Source organism: Olavius algarvensis spirochete endosymbiont, assembly GCA_900608495.1.
Classification (GTDB): domain Bacteria; phylum Spirochaetota; class Spirochaetia; order DSM-2461; family DSM-2461; genus UBA2779.
On the sequence record UWYT01000319.1, the window covers coordinates 1 to 21,198 of the forward strand.

A 21,198-nucleotide genomic window follows, 5' to 3' on the forward strand; every position below is an offset into this window, starting at 1 on the left:
AGAAAGGAAGACGAGGAATCTATTGCGGTAATCGTGCCTGGGATTCTCGAGGGCAGCCCCTCATATGAGGCGATGAATCTGGGTGTAGGAGAGGCGGCCGGGAATGATTTTCAGGTGCGAGTCATTGAAGGCGGTTTCGACCAGGCCTCGTGGTATAATTCTGTTTTGAGCCTGGCTTCCGAAGGAGACTTCGGACTGATAGTCACCTCCAATCCGGCGATGAGCGAAATCTGCGCGGCGATAGCAGAGTTGTTTCCTAATCAGGCTTTTTTGGTTTTGGATGGCTCAAGTCTGGGAGGGAACAGGATTTCGAATGTTGTATATCGGCACCGCGAGCAGGCCTTTGTAACGGGCTATTTTGCGGGACTTGTAACTATGTCCGAAGAACTTGAGCATTCAAACCCGAATCTAAAAGTTGGGATGATTGTGGGACAGGAGTATCCCCAAATGATGCGAGAGATTCTCCCAGGATATGAGGCGGGTTTGCAAACCGTCAATCCTGGTATCGAGCTTGAATTCAGGGTAATCGGAAACTGGTATGATGCGGAACAAGCCCGGGAGTTGGCGGAAGGACTGTATAATGAGGGAGTGGATGTTATATTGACTATAGCTGGAGGAGCAAACCAGGGAGTTATTTCCGCCGCCAAGAATAACGAGGGATATGTGCTCTGGTTTGATTCGGAGGGAAGTTCACTGGCGCCGGGGATTGTGCTGGCAAGTTCGGTGATTCGCCAAGAGGAGCTAACTAAAATGCTGGTTCGGAACTGGATTGATGGTGAACTGGCACCTGGCACCAGCATGAGAGTGGGTTTTTCGGAAGGTTATATGGATTTCCCCACCGAAAACAAGCATTTCCGTAAATTCGTTCCAGAGTCAATTCAGAAAGAGATGAGACGACTGGTTAGTCAGTTCAAAAACGGCGAGATTGATTTGAGCGCATTGGATGAATGAGCTGTTCGATATAAATCTGACGATGTACCGCGGCTGGATATCACGCATTGACAGATTTCACGAGCTGAATGGTTGAACTTTCCGCGGTTTTAAAGGGAGCAAATTTCACCTGGAAATCTAGTGGTATAGAAGTAGCCCGCAACCTGTGGCTTAACCTGGATGGGGGACAAATTCATGCACTAATGGGCGAAAATGGAGTCGGGAAAACCACTCTGGGCCATATAATCACGGGAGTACTGCAACCAGATTCCGGTATTCTGCAGATTGGCAAAAAACATTACAACTTAAATAAACATAGGGATGGCTTGTTTCGAGAATTTGGATTGGTTCGACAACACTGCATTTGGCCGCCCAACTTTCGTATTCGTGAGGCGGCGTTTCTCGGTAGTAAACCGCACGGTCTGAGAGCTCAGAACAAGAAATTCTCTCAGACTGCTGAGCGTTGGGGCTTTGGCGATATCAATCCTGAAGAACGGGTTGGAAGAATGGATGCCGCTAGCCTTCAGCGTGCACAGATGGTGGTTGCGTTGATGATGGAGGCCAAGTTCATAGTGCTCGATGAACCTTCCTCTGCCTGGGAAGAAGGACATGAGGCCGAATTTTTTGGCTTGCTTGAACTTCTGCGCGCAGAAGGCAGAGCGATTTTACTAATCACCCATAGAATCGATGATGTGTTCAGAATTGCCGATGTAATCACAGTACTGAGAGAGGGAAGAATTGTTGGCACCTGGAATATCGAAGAAATCAGTAAAAAGGGGTTGATTTCGGCAATGTTCGAGGGGGACAAGTTCACTGGACCAGGTTTGTCAATCGATACAAAGCGAGTGATTGGCGGAAAAACTCAACCCGGGAATAACCAGACACGCATATCCAGAGAAAGTATAAAACCTGTACTGGAAGCTCGAAATCTTGGCCATTCCCGACAACTCAAAGCGATAAGCTTCAAAGTTTTTCCTGGCGAAATTCTGGCCATCACCGGTCTGCGGAGAGAAGGTCTTTCGTGTCTGGAAGATGTGCTTACAGGAAACATTGAATCAGCTTCGGGCGAACTGTTGATTGATTCTGAACCCTGTAGGGGGAGCCTGGAACTGCGGCGAAGAGGCCTGCGCTATGTTCCTTCCGATAAGCTGGAACGGGGTTCGAGTCTCGATTCCACCTTGGCTGAGAATATAATGGCCTTGGAGTCCGCGAAGCTTTCTAAATGTGGCTGGCTCAATCCCGCTCTGTTGAACAAACACGCCGAAACTCGAAAACCCGGGTGGGGTGCTCTTGGAAAGGTGAATCGAAAGCTTGGTGAGTTTTCGGGGGGCAATATTCAACGAGCAATTTTAGCGCGGGAAATTGGCACGGGAGCAAAAGTCTACGTGCTTGTCGATCCGGTTTGGGGGCTTGATGATTTAAGCAGGAAGAAAGTCTATACGCAGATAAAGAAAATTCGAGATAGGGGAGCAGCGATTCTATTACTCGCAACAAACTTAGACGAAGCCCTGGAAATTGCAAATCGAATCGGCGTTATTCATGATGGGCAGTTGCTCGAAATCCGGGATGCCGTGGATTGGAATAAGAACGAGTTGCAAAGAACAATCGCGGGGCTGGGGGTATGATTGGAACCCTAAGAACGATTTCTGCGATTGTGGCAGTGCTGATAATCGTGATGCTGGCCTTATCGGGAACTGGTGGAGGTTTTGTCTCGGGATTTACCGACATGCTATTGGGGCCTTTTATCAGCGCTCTCGCTTTTGGGAACTTCTTGGAAACCGCGGCAAAACTAACCCTGGCAGGTTTGGCGGCATCGATGGCCTTTAGCGCGGGCTGCTTCAACTTGGGGGGTGAAGGACAGGTACTTGCCGGAGGATTAGCCGCCACGGCAGTGGCGATTTATCTTCCGGAGTTACCACGGGGACTAGCGCTTACATTGATTGTAGCGGTGGGATTTTGTGCGGGCGGCATAATCGGAACAATGTCGGGTATACTCAGGGCCAAATGGAGGGTGGATGAGTTGATCAGCACCTTCCTGATTTCTGCGGTTATTGCAAATCTCGGCTATGCATTGCTAGTGGGGCCACTAAGGGATTTAGACAGCTACCTAATCGCCGCCCCGCCCCTCCCCTCGGCTTACCAATTGCTTCCCTGGTGGCCACCTTCCCGCCTGAGCGCGGTTTTGGTATGGGCCGTGCTGCTTACCATGGCAACCCATATATTCCTGCAATTCACAATCTGGGGTTACAGGTGGCGCCTGCGAAAGGCCAACATTGAATTTGCCTCTTATGTCGGCATAAACACCGCATCTATTGCCATTGTATCCCTGGCAGCTTCAGGAGCTCTCTATGGCCTGGTAGGCGCCGCCGCCCTGATGGACAGCGGTCGTGCCGTCCAGGGTTTTACCAATAATCTGGGCTGGGATGGCCTTGCAATTGGCTTAGTGGCCGGGAACAGGCCAAGATGGATACCAATTTTTGCCATTGTCTATACTTGGATAATTCTAGGTGCCCAAACCGCGACTGTGAAATCCGGATTTTCTTTCGCTCTCAGCGGGTTGGTTCAAGCTATCATCTTTTTCCTGGTGACAGCCAGGAGGCTTGAAGGGAAGAACATTGCTTGAAACTGTGGCCTCGGTGGCAATTCCGTTTATTCTGGCCGGCCTGGGCGGTCTCCTATCCGAGCAGACGGGGGTCTTAAACATTTCCCTGGAGGGTTGTATTGCCTCGGGAGCTTTTTTTACGGCATTGCTGATTACTCTCGGTGTACCAGCGCCCCTGGCTGTCTGCGGGGCACTGGCTTCCGGCGCTCTGCTTGGTTTACTGCTTTCCGGCATCCATATGGGATTGAAAGCAAATCTGTTCATTGCGGGAATGGGAGTCAATATCCTGGTTCCTTCACTAAGTGGTTTGATTTCAAATGGGGTTTTGGGTCATAAGGGTACCATACGAATAACTGGCGATTACAATTTATCGCCCTTCACATGGTTAATGATACCCTTAACTTTGTTGCTTACCTTCATTATTCACAGGAGTAATTTTGGCATCAGTTTTAGAGCCGCGGGGGTTGCCCCCAGGTTTCTAAGTGAACGGGGCATTTCACCCAACAGAGTTAAAACCTCGGCGCTTTCGATTTCATCGGCTATGGCTTCCCTTGCCGGAGCTTTTCTGGCAATGCGAATCGAAGCCTATGTTCCAGGCATGAGTTCGGGTCGAGGGTGGATTGCGTTAGTGCTGGTTTGGCTTGGATTTCGCCATCCCCTGGGAATTCTGTTTTCAGCCTATTTTTTTTCCTTGATTATAATTATTTCCAATATAACCCTGGGAAATCTCCCCTTTACGATATTGAAATCCCTACCCTATATTGCGGCCCTGACAGCCTTCATAATAGCCAATGCCAGGCAGCACTCAGCCACCAAATATTGAGAGCGCGAGCTGTAGCTTTGCACGCAAAAAAACGGGAAACATCATTCAATCAACGTGGTTTGTTACATCTTGGATTTTCACCCCGGGGAACCGGTTTTTAGAGCCGCCGTTTTTCTCAATAACAGCTGCTGTCGCCTGAATCAATACTCTCTTGAACCAGAAGAAGGAGTGGGTTCATGTTGCAGAAGCATCTTAGCCAAACTCATAAGAGGCAAATTCATTGGTTTGTTTTTTGGTGAGAGTATCTTATCAACACAGTTTGATACCTGCCGAAAATCTGGAATTCTTGCTGCCTGCGGATACGAAATCTCTGAATGAGAGCCCCCTCCTTAAGCTTCTTTGTCGTTTCAAAAAGCAGAAGGCGCTTCTGGCAGTTTTTTCCTGTGTCTCCTTGATTTCCAGCAAATTCTGCCGGTGATCAGTCGATTATCCGCTCATTCTGGCCGACATCCCGGCAAGGATGGAGTTTTCCCGCCATCCTGATTGTCCCGATGAGGTGGTTCCGAGGAGTTGGCAATCCCTTTCTTTGAAGATGAATACTCTCGTTTTTCAATATACTCCATGCTTCCTCGAAGTGTACCCAGGCTGGTCATTACCCCACCTGCTGACAAGCTTTGATTTTGTCTGGGAAACTCGTGCTAATCAAAAAGGCAGTAACTTCCCCGTGCTCCTGGAATCTCCAGTTTTCATTTCGAAGAATATCTTGACTTTGGGCTGAGTTTAGCCTCAGGGTATTAATTTAGGGAGTAGCCTTAAATTGGAAAGAAACCACAGTTCCGCCAAGTTTTGGAGACGTTGATGCTTGAGGAACTTTCAGACATCCGACAAATTGAGGGCGATGGTTTTCGACGCTGGTTTGTCGATAAGAATTTGGAATTGATTCTTTGGTACAACGATGCGAAAGAGCTTACGGGATTCCAGATTTGCTATGATAAACTTGCCGGGAATCGCTCAGTTACCTGGAAAAAGCGCATTGGCGGGGACGGCAAACCAAAATCGGTGCTGGTTTCCGATGGTCCTTACAACAAATCCCGGCTCTGTGCCTTGGTGGAGAACAGCATGAGCAATCTGGATGATGGGTTAAGGGCATTTATCCTGGGGCGACTCAAATCACACGGCAAAGAATAAGGGGCAGAATCAATATGCCGCCTTGTCTGCTAGGCTATAAGAGCTTCCAGCGCTACCGAGATTCTCTTCTGATTTCGTTCATTCTCGAGCACTATGCTGTCTAACGCAATCTGGGCCCGATCGAGGGAGAGATTGCCAGGAAAGCCAATACCGGTTCTCTCTTTAATCGCCGAGAGCGGATCGCGTTCTTTGTAGCAACCTGGATTTTTTGCCACCATCTTGTAAGCATCCCTGAAGGCCATTCCACTTGCAACTAAATCGAGAGCCGCATCGGTGGCGAAAATTTCAGGCTTGAATGATTTCAGCAAATTTTCCTTGTTCACTCTCAGCCTTTCAATAACGAGTGTGCCCGCTTCAACCATTGATTCCAGGATATCGGCAGCGCTCATTGTCGGATCCTTTGTTTCCTGGTAATCTCGATTGTATCCTGAAGGGAGCGCTCGGATGATTCCCTTAATCTGACTACCCTTGGCGCCGACCGATGCGGCTCTGGCTCGCATCAATTCCAATACATCCGGATTTTGCTTCTGGGGCATGATACTCGAGCCCGTGCATAATTCCTCGGGCACGCTGAACCATGCGAACTCAGGCATGGAGTACAGAATTAAATCCTGGGCAAGCTTTGAGAGACTAATCGCAATCTGCTCAAGGATATCTACGAGGCGAGATTCGAATTTCCCCCGGCTAAGGCCGCCATAGGCAGCATTTATCTGCACCTTTTGAAAACCGAGAAGTTTTGCGCAGAGTTCCCTGTCAAGTGGCAATGAAGTGCCAAAACCCGCGCCAGAGCCCAGCGGGCATTGATCGAGAAAACAGAAAAGACTTGAAAGTGCTTCGAGATCGTCCAACAGGAGTTCGGCAAAACCTCCAGCCCAGAGACCCACTGAAGAAGGCATCGCGGCTTGCATATGCGTACGCCCCGGCATTGGTATGAGCCTGTGCTCCTGTGCAAACTCTATCAAGCGTTGAACAAGCACGGCCATTTTGGAGACTAGATTGAGTTGATAGTCGCGCATCCAAATACGCATTGCGGTTAGAATTTGGTCGTTTCGGCTTCGTCCAAGATGGATGTTTTTGGCATCTTCTCCAACTAGCTCTACGAGGCGGTTTTCGATTGCAGTGTGCACATCTTCATCTGAAATGCTGATGTCGAACTCACCCCTTTGCTGTTTGAGCAATATGGTTTTCAATCCAAATTGAATACTTTTGAGTTGCTTCGCTTCTATAAGACCCACTGCTGCAAGCATTTTTGCATGAGCCACGCTTCCAAGCACATCGGCCTTAACGAGACGACTGTCCAGAATATAATCGTTTCCAACAGTAAATTTTTCAATTAGGCCATTGATTTCTATTCCTTTAGACCACAGTTTACTCACACCAAACCCTCCAACCTCTGTTTCATATCCAATTCTGCCAAGCCAACCCTCAGATGGCGGATGTTTTGTCGATGTGCCCTCAGCACAAAATCGGCAAATTATATATGTTTGTATTCCAAAATTGTTCTAAGATAATTATCACCAATGAAGAGCTATGACAATGCACATTATCGAAGATGAAGCTTTCGGAGCTTACATTCAATCCGACCTGGCAGATTTCATATCGCTTTCACTGCTGATATCAAAACTTTCCCCTGACAAAATTCCAAGACACATGGTTGCTCGAATTCTTCTTGAAGCATCCAAATGCGAAGAATTACTCGATGCCTTTGGCGCTCCTAGAAATAAGTATTGGGCTCCCGTACGCATGGCGACCGCCGTAGCAAAGGCTTTCAGTCGGGTTATTTACAACATGTTCCATATATACTATTCCGCCAAAGGATACAATTTGCTGGAAGTGGAAGGTGATTTCATTTCCGCTACACGGGAATCGTTGTTTTCACTGCTCAAAGTTTTTGTGAAGGCATCAGGCCACTTCATAAAAGTTGTGAAACGTATGAAGCTTAATAAAATGCCTGTTCCCGCAACAGAATACAGGTTCAACAATACGCCAATTGATGGAAAACTGAAGGCAAATCTACGCCGTAAAACTGCTGAGAATCCGCGGGATACAGCGGTTTTTCTTGCAACCAGCTTTCTAAATCTAGCTGAAGAATGCAATTGGCTCGATGTTCATAAGAAATTGAAACCCGGACAGTATCATAGTTGCATACCGGACACAATAAATGAGGTTAGGTTGCGGCATGTTGCAAATGACTTTCATAATCTTCAGTCGACATACGATACCTATCTCTCGGCCTCAGATATTGCTGAGTCCGATGAAAATTTGCCCGTTATGAGGGGTCAGATAACCGTCGTGTTCCACCTGCTGGACACAGTTGTAACGTTGGTTCACTTTTATGAACGACATTCACTTTCAAATTGGAATACCAGTCTGGAGTCGTCTATTGAAAACAAAAAGCTGCTTGCAATTATAATCGAGTATTTCATAGCTTTCACGGATAAATACGTTGTTGCGACTCAGGAGCTTTGCAGAAATGTTTTGAAATCCTACGCTATTCAAGGCGAAATTGAAGTGCCCATTCCTAATTACCGCGGTTTTCATGTTCGCCCTTCCACACTCATCGCAAAAATAATCATTCACTACGGCAGCGAAGTAAGAATGAAACTGGATGGAACCATCTATGATGCTTCATTGCCTTTGGAACTTTTCCGAGCTAACGAAGAACTCAATCAACGAAAAAGAGAAGCGGTAACCAAGTATTCCCTGGACCATAAGCTCGTAAAAAATGATGCCGGTGCAAGCTATGAGGCTCCTCTGATGAAGAGGATTCTTAGGGCGGTATTTCTGGATCTATTAGAAAAACAAAAAATAATGATTTATGATAACGACTATTCATTCGACGATATAGAACTACATATGAACGAAACATTGGCTGAATTCATTAAACGAGCCATCGTTTTGTACCTGGCCATGGGTAAAATAGACATCACAAGTGGAGATACTGTGTGCTTTCAGGGTGATTCCAGGGTTCTCGAGGATATTAAAACGCTGGCAGATAGCGGATATGGTGAAGATAAGTTTGGCAACAATGTTGTGCTGCCCAAAAGCCTTTCCTACCTTAAGAGATGAAGCAGTGGAATAGAAATGTTGATATATTGTTTCCGACGTGTCAGCTCGGCTATGTTATTCGTATTACTGCTTTCCACCGCTGTTTCGGCCCAAGAAGAAACCCGTCCGATTCGGGTTAGTGCAATTATAATCAGCCCTGAATCACACCGAGAGGAAAAACTCGAAGATGTGATTAAGGCTTCTATATTTGCACAGTTGAAATTGGATGGGTTCATACCTGGCGAATTGAGCAGCTCTGATTACATCATAAAAATCTCGTATGAGATTATCGGAACTGACATCTCAATATCGTTCGAAACGAAACGAATCAAATCTAATGGGAAAGAAATAGTCAACAAGGTTAAGTGGGAGGGTCCACTCTCCTTGAACTTGGATACCGAAATCCAAAAAGTTGTACATACGCTCATTACTCGGCAAATAGAAAAAACAGTTCAAGAAGAGGAGAGAGAGCCGAAAAATAAGTGGAGTCTAAACCTGGGCCTTTCAGGATTTGTTCCGGTGGGCGAGTCAAATCAGATTGTAAAACTGGGTATTGGGGCTTATGTGAACTTCGGCTACACAATATTGCTGAAGAAAACCTCGTTAAATCCGAGCTTCAAAGTTGGTTTAATCTGGATTCCCACCAAATCTATTTGTTCCGGTAATTCCACCTGTCCCAGCATTACGATGGTTCCGCTGGTGGCTGAAATCAAGTTCTCATATGCTTTGAATCAGAAGTTGCATCCTTATCTCACAGGCGGATTCGGAGGAGTCTGGCTATTCAGATTTGTCCATAGCGATAAAGAGTCTCAGGCAAATATGGTTCCCTATGCTGATGCGGCGCTTGGGATTGACATCAGGCTCGATGAAGTAGTTGGCATATTTGTGGAGGCAGGGTTGAATAATGCATTCGAGAGAGTTGGCACCATAATCTCTAACATAGGGAATCTTACCGGAATCACGTTGAATATCGGAATAGGACTTTAGTTGCTTAGTCGCCATCAATCGGCAAGCTATGGTTTCAGTTCCAACGTCAATATATTTATCTCTTCTAGAAATTCTCCGTATATCTGCTCACGGATTTCGTCTGTCTCCAGGGCGTTCGCCGATTCTACAAAGCTATCAAGAAGCAGATGGGTTGAGGATTTCAAGTCGGACTTGATTTCCAACTTGTCACTCAGCAGAGAAGCAATGTGCGCGGAGTTATCACGATTATTCTCGAACACCGCATTATACTCGGCATCGTAATGATTCTTGAGTTCATCCAGCGCATGCAGGAAAGCAGACAATCGTTCCTCCAGGATTCTACTCTCTTCAGCGGCTTCAGCGAGGGCCTCATTTCTTGCCGATTCCAGATCCTCCAGGCCGAATATTGATTCCTCATCAGTAAGAAGCCTGACTTCCGCGTCATCGATAGCTTCTTCTAAACTGACCAATCGTCTGATAGCTGTTATAAAAAAGCTGTTTACATCCCGATTGTTGCGAACTACCTCGCTCTGTCTTATTCCAGGTTCATTGAGATACGTCTCCAGTGAATTAAGCGATTCAATGGTTTCAGCGGGGTTTCTCTCGTTCCAATTATCGTTCACCCTCCCATAATAAGCCGCAATTTGGGCGCGAATTCCATCTTCGTTTACTCTGCTTTCCTGAAGCTCTTCCAATGTTCGCAAAGCCTCTGAATACTCACCTCCCGCAAGAGATTGAATCTCGGATTCCAAGCTTGCCATTTCCGCTTTGAGGCGCTCAAGCTCCGCATCATAATTGCTAATTTGAACCTCATACAAGCTGTGCTGCGCATCAAGCTCAGCAATACGGCTTCCATACTCATTCTCCAAACGAACCTTGAACTCAGCCAGTCTTATCTCCATCTCTTCTTGCGCTGCTGCCTCGTAATTGGCCATATCTCTCTTCAACCGATCCCCAGAAATTCCGGAGGCAATCAGTCTTATCCGCTCGGCTTCCTGAGCATTTCCAAATTCTGTCCGCAGATTTTCCTCCTGCATTCTCAGCCTTTGCTCAATTTCTTTTTCAACACCGAATCTCTTCGATTTAACGCTCTCTAATTTCTCGCGAATCTCCTCAAGTTCTTTGTCCTTGACAGCGAGTTCAGCTCGGGCCTCTTCCCGCAGTCGCTCTACAATCAAACCTTCGTTAGAGATAATACCAGTTGAGATTAGAGTTCCTGAAACGCGCTGCGCCCCAAAGATTTTCCATATGAGCAGAGAGCCGGCCCCTAACAACAGAAACGCCCCGACATTCATCCAAAAAGGAAGCTGCGACGAACGTTTTTGCGCCCCCAATCGCGATTTCTCAAGCGTCACCTTCTTCATGAAACCGGAATCACTGTCAAAGCCCATTGATAGAGCTTCACCGCTGGAATTCTCTCGCTCTCGTACCAGAGTCTCTTCAATTGAGTCCAGAATTTCCTGCCTCTCCTCCGGTGAGATTTCATGCGTTGCCTCGCGTTCCGGGGCGTTGGAAAAAACGGTTTGATTAGTACTGTTATTCTGATTCAAATCATTCATTTCACTACTCCACTGTTTCTGCTATATTAAAACAGAAATGAACATTCGTCCAAAAATAATATTCGTAGTGCTGCCTTTAATTACAGTTCCATTGGCACTGGCTGCTTTCGTTTCTTATCTATCGGCCAAATCCGGCATTACAACCGTTGCCTCCAACCTGCTCCAATTCAAATCTCAAACTCTGAACAACTACATAGAATCCCAGTGGAACCTACTGACATCGAACAATCTGGAAGATAAACCTCAATATCAAAATGCCGCAAAGGAAGCCGTCTCCGGATTCGCCAGGAGTCTAATACGTTCCCCAACCGAATTGATTTTTTCAATTGATTCATCGGGAGGAATTGTGATGACCACTGACGCCAATCCGCCGAAATCAATTTCCAATCCACTAAGCAAGGCAGTTACCGAAATAAAGACTCCGGATTCTGCTCTCGGCGAAAAATTGACAGATTCTCTTATCGTCGATAAAATTCGCCGAATAGCCTACTCCCAATACTTCAAACCGTGGGAATGGACTGTCTACGTAAGCGAGGAATGGAACACCTTCTACGGCCCGGTAACCCGCAATAGCATCATTATCGGGATTATAGCTGCCCTCTCTCTCAGTCTCTCCCTGGTTCTACTGGTTACAGCCACCAAGGCAGTCACAAAACCTCTAGAGGGAATGACCAAGTCAATTGAGCACATTACCCAAACCATGAACCTTGAAACCCAGGTTCCCATCTTGTACAACGACGAAATCGGTCGATTGGCCCACTCTTTTAATCAAATGATAGTTAATCTCCGCAAAGCCAACGAGGATGTCAAAAGCTTTGCCCTGCGCAGTGTCATAGCCAGAAGAAATGCCGTCAAAGCCCAGATAAGAGCAGAAGAGGCAAAAGAGCATGAACAGAGTCTCCGTGTGCTATTCCAAAAATACGTGCCCCAGTCGATTATAGACAAAAACATTGAACGTATTGGCAAGGATCTCCTGATAGGAGAATATCAGCAAGTATCAATCCTAATCTCCGATATTCGCCAATTCACCTCAATCACCGAGAGTATGGAACCCAGTCAGCTTGTTGACTCCCTCAATCGATACTTCGAAAAGATGGTGGATATAATTGATAAATATACAGGCATCACCGATAAGTACATGGGCGATGCAATCATGGCCCTCTTCGGAGTTCCTGAAAAAGGCGAAAACGACATATTGAACTGTGTTCGGGCCGGAGTCGAGATGTTATCTCGCCTTGAAATCTTCAATGAAGAGCAAGAAGAGCACAAGATTGGCAAATTCGAGATTGGAATAGGTATACATTACGGCCAAGTTACCGCCGGCAATATAGGTTCGGACAAGAAAATGGATTACACAGTAATCGGCGAACCTGTGAATATCTCTTCGCGACTTGAAAGTCTCACTAAGCATTATCAGATTCCACTAATCATCTCGGACAAAGTAAAGTACTCTCTGGGTGATAAGTTGGAAACTCTTCTGCTCGACAAGGTGCTGGTTCTTGGCAGCACCAATCCCATAAGCATATTCACGGTGGCAGAAACATTGGGGGAGGAAACTGTAAACATGTGGGAAAGCTTTGAGAAGGGCCAGAGATTCTACTTTGAGGGTGATTTTTCAGAGGCAAAGAAATGTTTCCAGGCTGCTCAGACAAAATATCCCGACAATGGCTTACTCAAGGTATTTCTCGGTCGCAGCAATGAATTCCTCATGAATTCGCCGCCTAACTGGAATGGAGCTTTCCGTCACGAAACCAAATAAAATCTAAGCCCTGGAATTTTTGGCAAAGCTGATTCCTTTCCCATCCGCTTTCACAACAATCTTATCATTTTCGATGAATTCCCCTGCCAACAAAAACTGGGCCAGAGGATTTTCAACCAGTTCCCGTAAGGCGCGTCGAAGTGGTCGTGCACCGAAGGCCGGTTCATATCCTCTCGCACTAATTAGTTTTTTAGCATTCTCTGTCAATTCCAAGGCAATGTTTTTCCCGGCGAGGCGCCTGGCAAGATGGGCAATTTGGAGTTCCAATATCTGGTGAATTTGCTCGAGACCAAGGGATTCGAATATAATTATCTCATCAATACGGTTTAGAAACTCAGGTTTGAATGTGGCCCTGACGCGCTCGTTCAGAGCGGCCCGGGTGACATCATCCACTCCTCTTTCCAAAATCACATCCGAGCCCAAATTGCTAGTCATAATTATTATCGAATGGCGAAAATTCACCACCCGGCCCTGACTGTCGGTAAGGCGCCCATCGTCCAGCAGCTGAAGCAGTATGTCGAATACATCCGGGTGAGCCTTCTCTATTTCATCAAACAGCACCACCGAGTATGGGCGTCTTCGCACCGCCTCTGTCAGCTGTCCTCCTTCGTCATAGCCAATATATCCCGGCGGGGCCCCGACTAGCCGTGACACCGCAAACTTCTCCATGTACTCACTCATATCGATTCTAGTAAGCGCGCTGCCGTCGTCAAACAGAAAAGTCGCAAGAGTTCGGGCCAATTCAGTCTTCCCTACCCCCGTTGGACCAAGAAATATGAAAGTGCCAAGAGGTACTGAAGGATCTGATATACCGCTTCGATTGCGTCGCACAGCGTTGGCTACAGCTGCGAGCGCGGCATCCTGGCCTACTACCTGTTTTCTCAGAATACTCTCAAGCTTCAGATATCTTTCTCTATCGGAAGTCAGCATCTTGGCCACCGGAATTCCAGTCCATGCCGATATCACACAAGCAATATCATCCTCTCCAACCTCTTCCTTAATCATGCTGTTCTCACCCTGCAACGCTTTCAAACGCTCGAATTTTCCCTCGAGCGACTTTTTTGTTGCAGGAAGCTTGCCATGAAGAATTTCCGCGGCAAGGCCCAAATTACCCTCCCGTTCGGCAATGCCTGCCTGGAGATTTAATTCTTCCATTCTTTGCTTGATTAATCTAATCTCTTCGATTGCTTTCTTCTCGTTTGTCCATCGAGTTCTCAAGGCATCCCGAGAGGCAGAAAGATTAGCCAATTCTACACCTAAGTCCTTAAGACGCTTCATGGAAGCGGCATCATCCTCTCGTTCCAAAGACTTCTTCTCGATTTCGAGCTGCAATACACGCCGTTCCAATGTGTCCAGTTCTGTCGATTGGCTCTCAATTTCCATCTTGATTCGACTAGCGGCCTCATCCACTAAATCGATAGCCTTATCGGGAAGGAAGCGGCCAGTGATATAGCGTTTGGAAAGCGTGGCTGCTGCAATCAAGGCCTCATCGCGAATCGTAACACCATGATGCACCTCATATCGCTCCCTCAAACCGCGCAGAATTGAAACAGTATCCTCTACCGAGGGCTCGTTCACCATCACCTGCTGGAAGCGTCTTTCAAAGGCGGCGTCCTTTTCAATGTATTTGCGATACTCATCCAAAGTGCTCGCGCCAATGGCATGCAACTCGCCGCGAGACAAGGCCGGCTTGAGCAGATTCGAAGCATCCGTGCCTCCTTCACTGGCCCCCGCGCCCATCACCGTGTGCAGCTCATCGATAAACAAGATGATATTTCCCGAACTCGAACTTACATTCTTAATCACCTCTTTCAAACGCTCCTCAAATTCCCCACGGAATTTCGCTCCCGCAACTAAAGAACCCATGTCGAGACTGAGCAACTGTTTCTCTTTCAATGAATCCGGAACATCGCCAGCCACGATTCGGCCGGCAAGTCCTTCCACGATGGCAGTCTTACCAGTACCAGGTTCGCCAATCAGCACCGGGTTGTTCTTTGTTCGTCGACTCAACACCTGCATTATCCGTCTCACTTCATTATCCCTGCCGATAACAGGATCGAGTTTTCCTTGAAGTGCCAGTCGCGTTAGATTTACCGTATATTTTTCGAGAGCACGGAATTTACTCTCAGGATACTGATCATTCACCTTCAGATTCCCCCGAACTTCTTTCAACGCTTTCAGGAGGGAATCGTGTTTAATCCCATGAGTTTCCAGAAGCTTCGCCATTGCTCCGCTTTCGGATATCATAGCCAATAGCAGATGCTCAACAGAGATGTATTCATCTTCCAATTTACCCATTTCTTTTTCGGCCTGTCGAAGCAAGCTCGTCAATTCCGGACTCATGCTCGTCTGCACAGTTTCACCGTAAGCACGCGGCTTTCTTTTCAGGGCTCTTCCCAGCTCTTCCTCTAAAGACTCTATGCGCACTCCCATCCGAGATAGCAAATGCGGTACAATCCCATCCTCCTGGCGAACCAGGGCATTGAGAAGATGCTCGACGTCCAACTGATTATGTCCGAGTTCATCAGCAATCTGTGCGGCCATTCCCAACGCCTCGCGGCTCTTTATCGTGTAGCGATCCTGCATCATTTTTATTCGTCTCCCCTCATAAGATAACTAGCAATAGCAGGATTCAGCAAATATGATGGAACTATGGTAAATAATGCGAAAATTGTTGTGCTTCTAGACTGTTTTACGCGCAACGACGCCCAGGCCGCACTTGCTGCCTTCGAAAACTCCGGAGGGGATGCCTCGAAAATTATAGTGGCGCCGATTACTGAACTAGTCGCCAGGCAGAATACGGGCGAGGCAGTAGCGGCCATAGCCGGGGGTCGCTGGCCTGGCGGAACCCCAAGAGTCGGCGCCAAACCCGGCGCTCTAATTGCCGGGGCCACTAAACACGATGCCGTCACATTGATGCGATGCTTTAAAAGCATCCTCGGTCCAGATGCCGATCCAGTGTTCGCAATGATAACTGAAACCGGAATGGGCTGGAGCATTGAGGAATACCTTGCACATATCCGCAAAGAACACAACTACATGAAAACCACCGATCCATCGACAGACCCGGATATGAAGGAGGTAGATTGAAGCCGCGGCGGGAAGACAACTGATGGGCCCTCATCATATATGAGAATCACAAAAAGAGGCGCCGCCTGTAAGATAACATCTTGCCGGCCGCGCCTAAAAAAGAATTCGGTGTTCGGGGAAAGGAGGAAAACCCGCACCCTATTTACATACCAAGACCATCGGCAGTTAGAAAGGTTACGCAATATAACTTTTTTCGTTTCTCAAAAAAATCTCTTCCAAAACGATTAATTGCCGGGTTTATTCGATATCGCGAAAGCATTCCTGACGCTTTGCATCGGCAACGTGGCGATGGATTCACTCCTCATCATACAGCCTCGCGTCCCCGTACCGGGTGTCTCCTACACAGGGCCATTGTGAACACCGCTCCAAAAAGTCTGATGATAAATCGAACTCGCGCAAACTATAACGGTGGTTTGCCCACTGTCTTCCCGCACTGATTTCTCATAAATACGGACAAAACTCCCTATCCCTGTTGATTCTTCCCGCTTCATGCCGGATGATGAGGGTTGTTAACTTCAACTCGATGGAATCCATCGGGGCAGCAAGGTTGACATAGGAGCCAGATACCCTGCCGACATTGCACACTACCTTTCGAAATCTTTTCCGGAAAACGATTTCGGTTTGGTTTTTCCACTGGCGGCTATTGGATTGATGCTGCACGCCTCATACAGAAGTTAAGCAGTTGGTAAGTATGAGCCTAAGCGAGTTGGATTGAGCAAAGCTGTGCATCCCGCAAGTATTTCAGAATAAGGCGTTATTTGAGAAATTGTTAATCCTCGGCAGGGTGCTTAGCGGATTCAAATCTAACCGATACGGCAAATACTCCGGCAGTTATCTGCTTCTTCCATCAAAAGGTTTGCATTCGAAGACGTGGAGACAAGGCAGCTATGAGAATAAATCCCAACATTTCCTCAATGGAAACCTATGTTCCTGGTCGAACCATCAAGGGCGCGATAAAGCTTTCCTCGAACGAGAATCCGCTGGGTCCCTCCCCGCTTGCGCTGGCGGCTATAAAAGATAGTCTTTCCGAAATTCACTCTTATCCCGATGGCGCCTGTGTCGAGCTGCGCTCCAAACTTGGGGAGCTTTGGAAACTCGACGCGGATAACATTCTGGTGGCAAACGGAAGCGACGAACTGCTTGTCCTACTCGCGGCAGCCCTCATCAACTCAAGTTGCAATGCGGTTGGCGCTCGCCAGACTTTTAGCCAGTATCGATATGCGGTGCGATTATTTGGTGGCGAGATGCGCGAAAAACCACTTATTTCAGGGTTTTATGACTTCTCAGGAATGCTGGATTTGATTAATTCAAATACCAGGTTGATTTTCTTGTGCAACCCAAATAATCCGACAGGCACCTATCGCAACAGTCGGGAACTCGAAGCCTTCCTCCGTAAGATTCCCGCTGGCATCGTGGTTGCGCTGGACGAGGCCTACGCGGATTTCGCCGACGCAAATGATTTTCCAGATTCAAGAAGATTACTGGTTGAGTTTCCAAACCTGCTAATACTCCGCACTTTTTCAAAAATTTATGGCCTTGCCGGACTCAGAGTTGGCTATGCCGTTGCTCGGCAGGAGCTTATCAGCGGTCTCGCCAAGGCTTCCATGCCCTTTAACGTGAATTCTCTGGCACAAGTGGCCGCCCACGCCGCTCTAGCCGACACAGAGCATCGAGAGAGCACCTTGAAGCTTGTTCACACGGAAAAAAGATTTTTGGAGGCCGAGTTAAACAAACGTGGAATATTCAACTTCCCCACCCAGGCAAATTTCATCTGTTTCGGGTTGGAGTGGGAAATCAGCGAAATCTGGGAATGGATTGCCAGAAAGGGAATCGCACTGCGAGGGCTTCAATCCTTTGGTTTGCCAAAAATGGCACGCTATACCCTGGGCAGCAGAGTGAATAACCAGACTTTGATAAAAATCCTGGATGAACTATCTACCCGATAATTCTCATACCGGGTATTAATCGCAACAGCATTACCCTGTCTACTTCTCATCGCTCTTATCCACGGCTTCTACGATTGATTCCTAATGGACAAGCGGATTACAAATCTACTGATTTTCCCTCTTCCTGCCATCGGTTGGCTAATTACCAAGCCGTGCAGGAAATCACGGTTGACTCTTTCTGTATGAGCCTGTACCCTATGAAAAATACATATATCGCAGGGTAGAGCAGCTGGCAGCTCGTCGGGCTCATAACCCGGAGGTCGTAGGTTCGAATCCTACCCCTGCTAAAAGGCCAAGTCCGAGTAAGGCACCATGCCGTGGTTCCTATCGTAAATTATCTCAAGTAACGGCAGTGTCTGAATTTATTACAATCAGAATTCTGGGAGCGGGTGGAATTGGCAGTTTCCATAGCCGTTCTCCTTACATTGTGCATTGCCCTAAAGGGCAGTTTTCAACTTCTTTGAAACCAGCTCTATCCAGATTCTCTCCGTTTGAAGCGTCTATCGCTTCTTGAAGAAGGTGTAAGGCTGCGGGAGCCAGAGCAATGAAACTCTTGTTCATAATCAATCTCCTTGGCACAGGTTAATATACCCTGCTGTTTCACGCAGCAAGACGGTAAACGTTAATTCTGCTTGGAAAAAGAGCTCTCGGACAATCGACAGCATTCCCGTTTGGTTTGTACCTCCACTTCCAGACAGTCTTGGCTATGCGCCCGATGTTGCATATGCTAGCCTATCCACTTGAGTACTTGCAGCCTTTGGAGTTGCTGGGAGGTGCAGCATATGAAAGATGCTCCGCTTCGGTCTTTGGTGCTGATAGCAGCTTTCACCGCGCTGATTATAGTGGGGGCGATTTTCAGTTTTCCAGCACCGTGGAATCCGGTGGTGCCGTTCACCTTATCCACACTGTTTGTAATCCTGGCGGGATTGATGCTTGGGCCATGGCGCGGGGCGGCGGCAGCAGGGATGTATCTTTTCCTGGGAATTCTGGGCCTGCCTGTATTTGCGGGGGCTAGAGGGGGAATTCAGATACTAATCGGACCAACCGGTGGTTTTCTTATCGGTTATCCCCTGGCAGCGATACTTGCCGGGCTGATTGCAACTCCCCACACTCTGTTTTTCTACATCCTAGCATCATTTATTGGCTCGATCGCAATTTATATTCCGGGTTTGCCCTGGATGCACTACCAGCTTACAGGCATCGTTGAAGACTGGAGCTGGGTATCAACCTGGACAAAGTATACCCTTCCCTTCTTGATAGGCGATGCAATCAAGGCCCTTGCCGCTGCTGCCATCGCGTATTCTTTTAAGGATAGGATTGCTTGAGATTACCCATTCTCGAACTGCGCTCGGTTACGCACGTTTTTGCCAACGGTATCTATGGACTTCGCAATGTCAATTTGAGCATCGCCTCAGGTAGTTTTGTTGTTTTAGCGGGAGCGAATGGCAGCGGTAAGACAATTCTGATGCGGCACTTAAACGGACTGGCGAAGGCCACCACTGGCAGCGTGCTGCTTGATGGAGTCAATATCCTGGAAAACCTTGCAGAGACACGCAGGCGAGTGGGATTGGTTTTTCAAGATCCGGACAGTCAACTCCTACGGGAAACCGTAGCAAGAGATGTGGCATTCGGCCCGGAAAATCTAAGGCTGAAGCGGGCGGAAATTAACCGACGCGTTGCCGACGCCCTTGCCGCTACTGGGCTTGTGGGTTTCGACAGAAGACGACCACATAGTCTTTCGGGGGGCGAGAAGCGTCGCCTGGCGGTTGCGGGAGTACTCGCGATGTATCCTGATGTATTGGTATTAGATGAACCATTTACCGGTTTGGATTGGAGGGGTTCGGCCAGGCTCATTGAAGTTCTATTGAAGCTTCACGCCGCCGGCAAAACAATATTGCTGATAACTCATGATTTAGATAAGATGCTTGCCCATGCAAACCGGCTGGTTCTGATGGAAGCAGGGAAGATAACCGCCGACGGCAGGCCCGAAAAACTGATTTCCAAGGTGGAAAACCATGGAGTTCGACGCCCGCCGGGGACAATCCTCTCGATGACCTGGGCAACATGAAGAAGTCGAAAACAAGTATTCCAAATGAGAGGCCGGGGAAAAGAATACTCAGGATGAGGTGAACTTGAGAGAAGTTATTTTTTTTCATTTTCGCTATGGCACAAGTTTGATGCACCGCCACGATGCAAGATTGAAACTGCTTGAACTGCTTGTTTGGAGCGTGCTGGTGCTGATAGCCGAATTGCCTGTGATAGCGCTAATTGGGTTGATGATGGTGCTGATGCATGTGGTAGCTGGAACGAAACTGGCAACGCTGTATCGGCCCTTGAGCTTCTGGCTGATTATGGCAATTGCGATGGTAACGATGGGGGGCTTGAGTGATGTGGGGCCTCAACTGAAGCTCGGTACAAAAACCCTGCCCGTAGGTAAGAATGGTTTGATTGCGGGAGTACTGCGTTCAGTCAGACTGCTCATTTTGCTTCTAGCCGCTGAGTTACTGGCTGCTACGACCGATCCCTGGGATTTGGCAGCGGCAATTCGCAAAATTTTTTTCTTCCTGCCGGTAAGATGGCGAGGCGGCTTAGCTACTGCAATCTCGCTTACTTTGGCTTTTATTCCAATGATTCTGGATGAGGCCGCGACTGTACGAGATGCGGCTCTGTGCAGGGGCTTGCGGAGACGAAGCAGGAAATGGACAGGAAGAACTGGAGTTTTTAGAAGAGTGGCCGAGCACATTTATGGAGGAGTGTTCCGACGAGCCCTGGTTCTAAGCCTGCCAGTGGCCAGCGCAACTTTGAGAAGGGCCGATTTCTGTGCCGAGGCTCTTTTATCCAGGTGTTATGTGGACAATCCTGCCTCTGTGAAATCGAAACTGACGTTGTCTGATTTACTGCTTGCTCTTATACTGATTGCTCTGCCCCTTGTATTGACGCTCTTGGGAAAATAGACGGTTGGAAAAAACGCAGCCTATGAAGCTACGGTTAACTTCATCTTGCTTCGATAGGATTATTTTCATTATCATCCAAAGCTTAGCCAGAGTGCAGGGAATCAGGTGTGCCGCAGCGAATGATGATGTTCGAGAGCTGTGGAAAACTGGCCGTGAGCGGAGGGGGTGACTGCTTCTGACGATGGAATAAAACGGCCGACGCCGGAGGTCGCCTTCCAGTTTTCGGTAAACTTCAAGGGGTGTTTGTTGATGAGACGAAATATTGTGCATATTGGGGCAGGTCAGCTTCGTTATGAGATTCGGGAAATTGTTCAGACGGCCAGGTTGTTTACTGACTTGGGTGTGGAGATTATCTGGGAGAATATAGGAGATCCGGTTCAGAAGGGCGAGCCG

19 protein-coding genes and 1 tRNA gene are annotated in these 21,198 nt (G+C 47.7%); 15 read left to right on the plus strand and 5 right to left on the minus strand.

All coding sequences use genetic code 11. From position 1 onward, the window contains the following. From S1OALGB6SA_RS09370 to S1OALGB6SA_RS09395, 6 genes are all read left to right on the plus strand, one after another. Nucleotides 1-951, plus strand: a 951-nt coding sequence (locus tag S1OALGB6SA_RS09370; protein ID WP_124033308.1) for a BMP family ABC transporter substrate-binding protein, incomplete at its 5' end; no start/stop codon positions are given. A 68-nt stretch (nucleotides 952-1,019) separates the two neighbouring features. Continuing rightward, on the plus strand, nucleotides 1,020-2,555 hold the full coding sequence (locus S1OALGB6SA_RS09375) for an ATP-binding cassette domain-containing protein (RefSeq protein WP_124033309.1): 1,536 nt from the start codon (nucleotides 1,020-1,022) through the stop codon (nucleotides 2,553-2,555). Continuing rightward, nucleotides 2,552-3,553, plus strand: coding sequence for an ABC transporter permease (locus S1OALGB6SA_RS09380; RefSeq protein WP_037562723.1), 1,002 nt, complete (start codon nucleotides 2,552-2,554; stop codon nucleotides 3,551-3,553). Before S1OALGB6SA_RS09375 ends, S1OALGB6SA_RS09380 begins: the two co-directional genes overlap by 4 nt. Then, nucleotides 3,531-4,355: an ABC transporter permease subunit gene (locus S1OALGB6SA_RS09385; RefSeq protein ID WP_081950063.1), complete on the plus strand. Its 825-nt coding sequence runs from the start codon at nucleotides 3,531-3,533 to the stop codon at nucleotides 4,353-4,355. Before S1OALGB6SA_RS09380 ends, S1OALGB6SA_RS09385 begins: the two co-directional genes overlap by 23 nt. Before the next feature lie 54 nt (nucleotides 4,356-4,409). After that, a complete protein-coding gene (locus S1OALGB6SA_RS10720; RefSeq protein WP_124033310.1) occupies nucleotides 4,410-4,673 on the plus strand; it encodes a hypothetical protein in 264 nt (87 codons plus the stop codon). Nucleotides 4,674-5,153: 480 nt separating this feature from the next. Beyond that, a complete protein-coding gene (locus tag S1OALGB6SA_RS09395) occupies nucleotides 5,154-5,483 on the plus strand; it encodes a hypothetical protein (RefSeq protein ID WP_037562718.1) in 330 nt (109 codons plus the stop codon). A gap of 29 nt (nucleotides 5,484-5,512) precedes the next feature. On the opposite strand, the gene argH is transcribed toward S1OALGB6SA_RS09395, so the two are convergent. Further along, on the minus strand, nucleotides 5,513-6,859 hold the full coding sequence (argH, locus tag S1OALGB6SA_RS09400) for an argininosuccinate lyase (RefSeq protein WP_124033311.1): 1,347 nt from the start codon (nucleotides 6,857-6,859) through the stop codon (nucleotides 5,513-5,515). Between the two features lie 154 nt (nucleotides 6,860-7,013). Between argH and S1OALGB6SA_RS09405 the strand changes: the two genes are divergently transcribed. Next, the gene (locus S1OALGB6SA_RS09405) at nucleotides 7,014-8,552 is read left to right on the plus strand and encodes an HPr family phosphocarrier protein (RefSeq protein WP_124033312.1); all 1,539 of its coding nucleotides are present in this window, start codon (nucleotides 7,014-7,016) and stop codon (nucleotides 8,550-8,552) included. A gap of 15 nt (nucleotides 8,553-8,567) precedes the next feature. Continuing rightward, complete coding sequence (locus S1OALGB6SA_RS09410) at nucleotides 8,568-9,518, plus strand: hypothetical protein (RefSeq protein ID WP_124033313.1); 951 nt, start codon at nucleotides 8,568-8,570, stop codon at nucleotides 9,516-9,518. 26 nt (nucleotides 9,519-9,544) lie between these two features. On the opposite strand, the gene S1OALGB6SA_RS09415 is transcribed toward S1OALGB6SA_RS09410, so the two are convergent. Continuing rightward, nucleotides 9,545-11,056 (minus strand): hypothetical protein, encoded by a 1,512-nt coding sequence (locus S1OALGB6SA_RS09415; RefSeq protein WP_037565196.1) that lies wholly within the window; start codon nucleotides 11,054-11,056, stop codon nucleotides 9,545-9,547. A 37-nt stretch (nucleotides 11,057-11,093) separates the two neighbouring features. Between S1OALGB6SA_RS09415 and S1OALGB6SA_RS09420 the strand changes: the two genes are divergently transcribed. Further along, entirely contained in the window at nucleotides 11,094-12,815 is a 1,722-nt protein-coding gene (locus S1OALGB6SA_RS09420) for an adenylate/guanylate cyclase domain-containing protein (RefSeq protein ID WP_052080375.1), read from the plus strand. Nucleotides 12,816-12,818: 3 nt separating this feature from the next. On the opposite strand, the gene clpB is transcribed toward S1OALGB6SA_RS09420, so the two are convergent. Beyond that, nucleotides 12,819-15,404 (minus strand): ATP-dependent chaperone ClpB, encoded by a 2,586-nt coding sequence (gene clpB, locus S1OALGB6SA_RS09425; protein WP_037565199.1) that lies wholly within the window; start codon nucleotides 15,402-15,404, stop codon nucleotides 12,819-12,821. Between the two features lie 63 nt (nucleotides 15,405-15,467). On the opposite strand from clpB, the gene S1OALGB6SA_RS09430 reads away from it, so the two are divergent. Then, nucleotides 15,468-15,905 (plus strand): DUF3783 domain-containing protein, encoded by a 438-nt coding sequence (locus S1OALGB6SA_RS09430; protein WP_124033314.1) that lies wholly within the window; start codon nucleotides 15,468-15,470, stop codon nucleotides 15,903-15,905. Between the two features lie 441 nt (nucleotides 15,906-16,346). Here the strand turns inward: S1OALGB6SA_RS09430 and S1OALGB6SA_RS09435 are convergent, their stop codons facing one another. Beyond that, on the minus strand, nucleotides 16,347-16,565 hold the full coding sequence (locus S1OALGB6SA_RS09435; protein WP_124033315.1) for a hypothetical protein: 219 nt from the start codon (nucleotides 16,563-16,565) through the stop codon (nucleotides 16,347-16,349). 227 nt (nucleotides 16,566-16,792) lie between these two features. Here S1OALGB6SA_RS09435 and hisC point away from each other — a divergent pair, with 227 nt between their 5' ends. Both hisC and S1OALGB6SA_RS09445 read left to right on the plus strand, forming a co-directional pair. After that, nucleotides 16,793-17,851 (plus strand): histidinol-phosphate transaminase, encoded by a 1,059-nt coding sequence (hisC, locus tag S1OALGB6SA_RS09440; RefSeq protein WP_037565205.1) that lies wholly within the window; start codon nucleotides 16,793-16,795, stop codon nucleotides 17,849-17,851. Nucleotides 17,852-18,065: 214 nt separating this feature from the next. Next, nucleotides 18,066-18,138: transfer RNA gene (locus S1OALGB6SA_RS09445), tRNA-Met, on the plus strand. A gap of 133 nt (nucleotides 18,139-18,271) precedes the next feature. Here S1OALGB6SA_RS09445 and S1OALGB6SA_RS10435 read toward each other — a convergent pair. Next, nucleotides 18,272-18,412 (minus strand): hypothetical protein, encoded by a 141-nt coding sequence (locus S1OALGB6SA_RS10435; protein WP_161786844.1) that lies wholly within the window; start codon nucleotides 18,410-18,412, stop codon nucleotides 18,272-18,274. A 221-nt stretch (nucleotides 18,413-18,633) separates the two neighbouring features. Between S1OALGB6SA_RS10435 and S1OALGB6SA_RS09450 the strand changes: the two genes are divergently transcribed. From S1OALGB6SA_RS09450 to S1OALGB6SA_RS09460, 3 genes are all read left to right on the plus strand, one after another. Then, nucleotides 18,634-19,176 carry a biotin transporter BioY gene (locus tag S1OALGB6SA_RS09450; RefSeq protein WP_037565207.1) on the plus strand — a complete coding sequence of 181 codons (543 nt, stop codon included), beginning with the start codon at nucleotides 18,634-18,636 and terminating at the stop codon, nucleotides 19,174-19,176. Further along, the gene (locus tag S1OALGB6SA_RS09455) at nucleotides 19,173-19,919 is read left to right on the plus strand and encodes an energy-coupling factor ABC transporter ATP-binding protein (RefSeq protein ID WP_200881762.1); all 747 of its coding nucleotides are present in this window, start codon (nucleotides 19,173-19,175) and stop codon (nucleotides 19,917-19,919) included. Before S1OALGB6SA_RS09450 ends, S1OALGB6SA_RS09455 begins: the two co-directional genes overlap by 4 nt. A gap of 64 nt (nucleotides 19,920-19,983) precedes the next feature. Further along, the gene (locus S1OALGB6SA_RS09460; RefSeq protein WP_124033316.1) at nucleotides 19,984-20,805 is read left to right on the plus strand and encodes an energy-coupling factor transporter transmembrane component T family protein; all 822 of its coding nucleotides are present in this window, start codon (nucleotides 19,984-19,986) and stop codon (nucleotides 20,803-20,805) included. The last annotated feature ends 393 nt before the right edge of the window (nucleotides 20,806-21,198 follow it).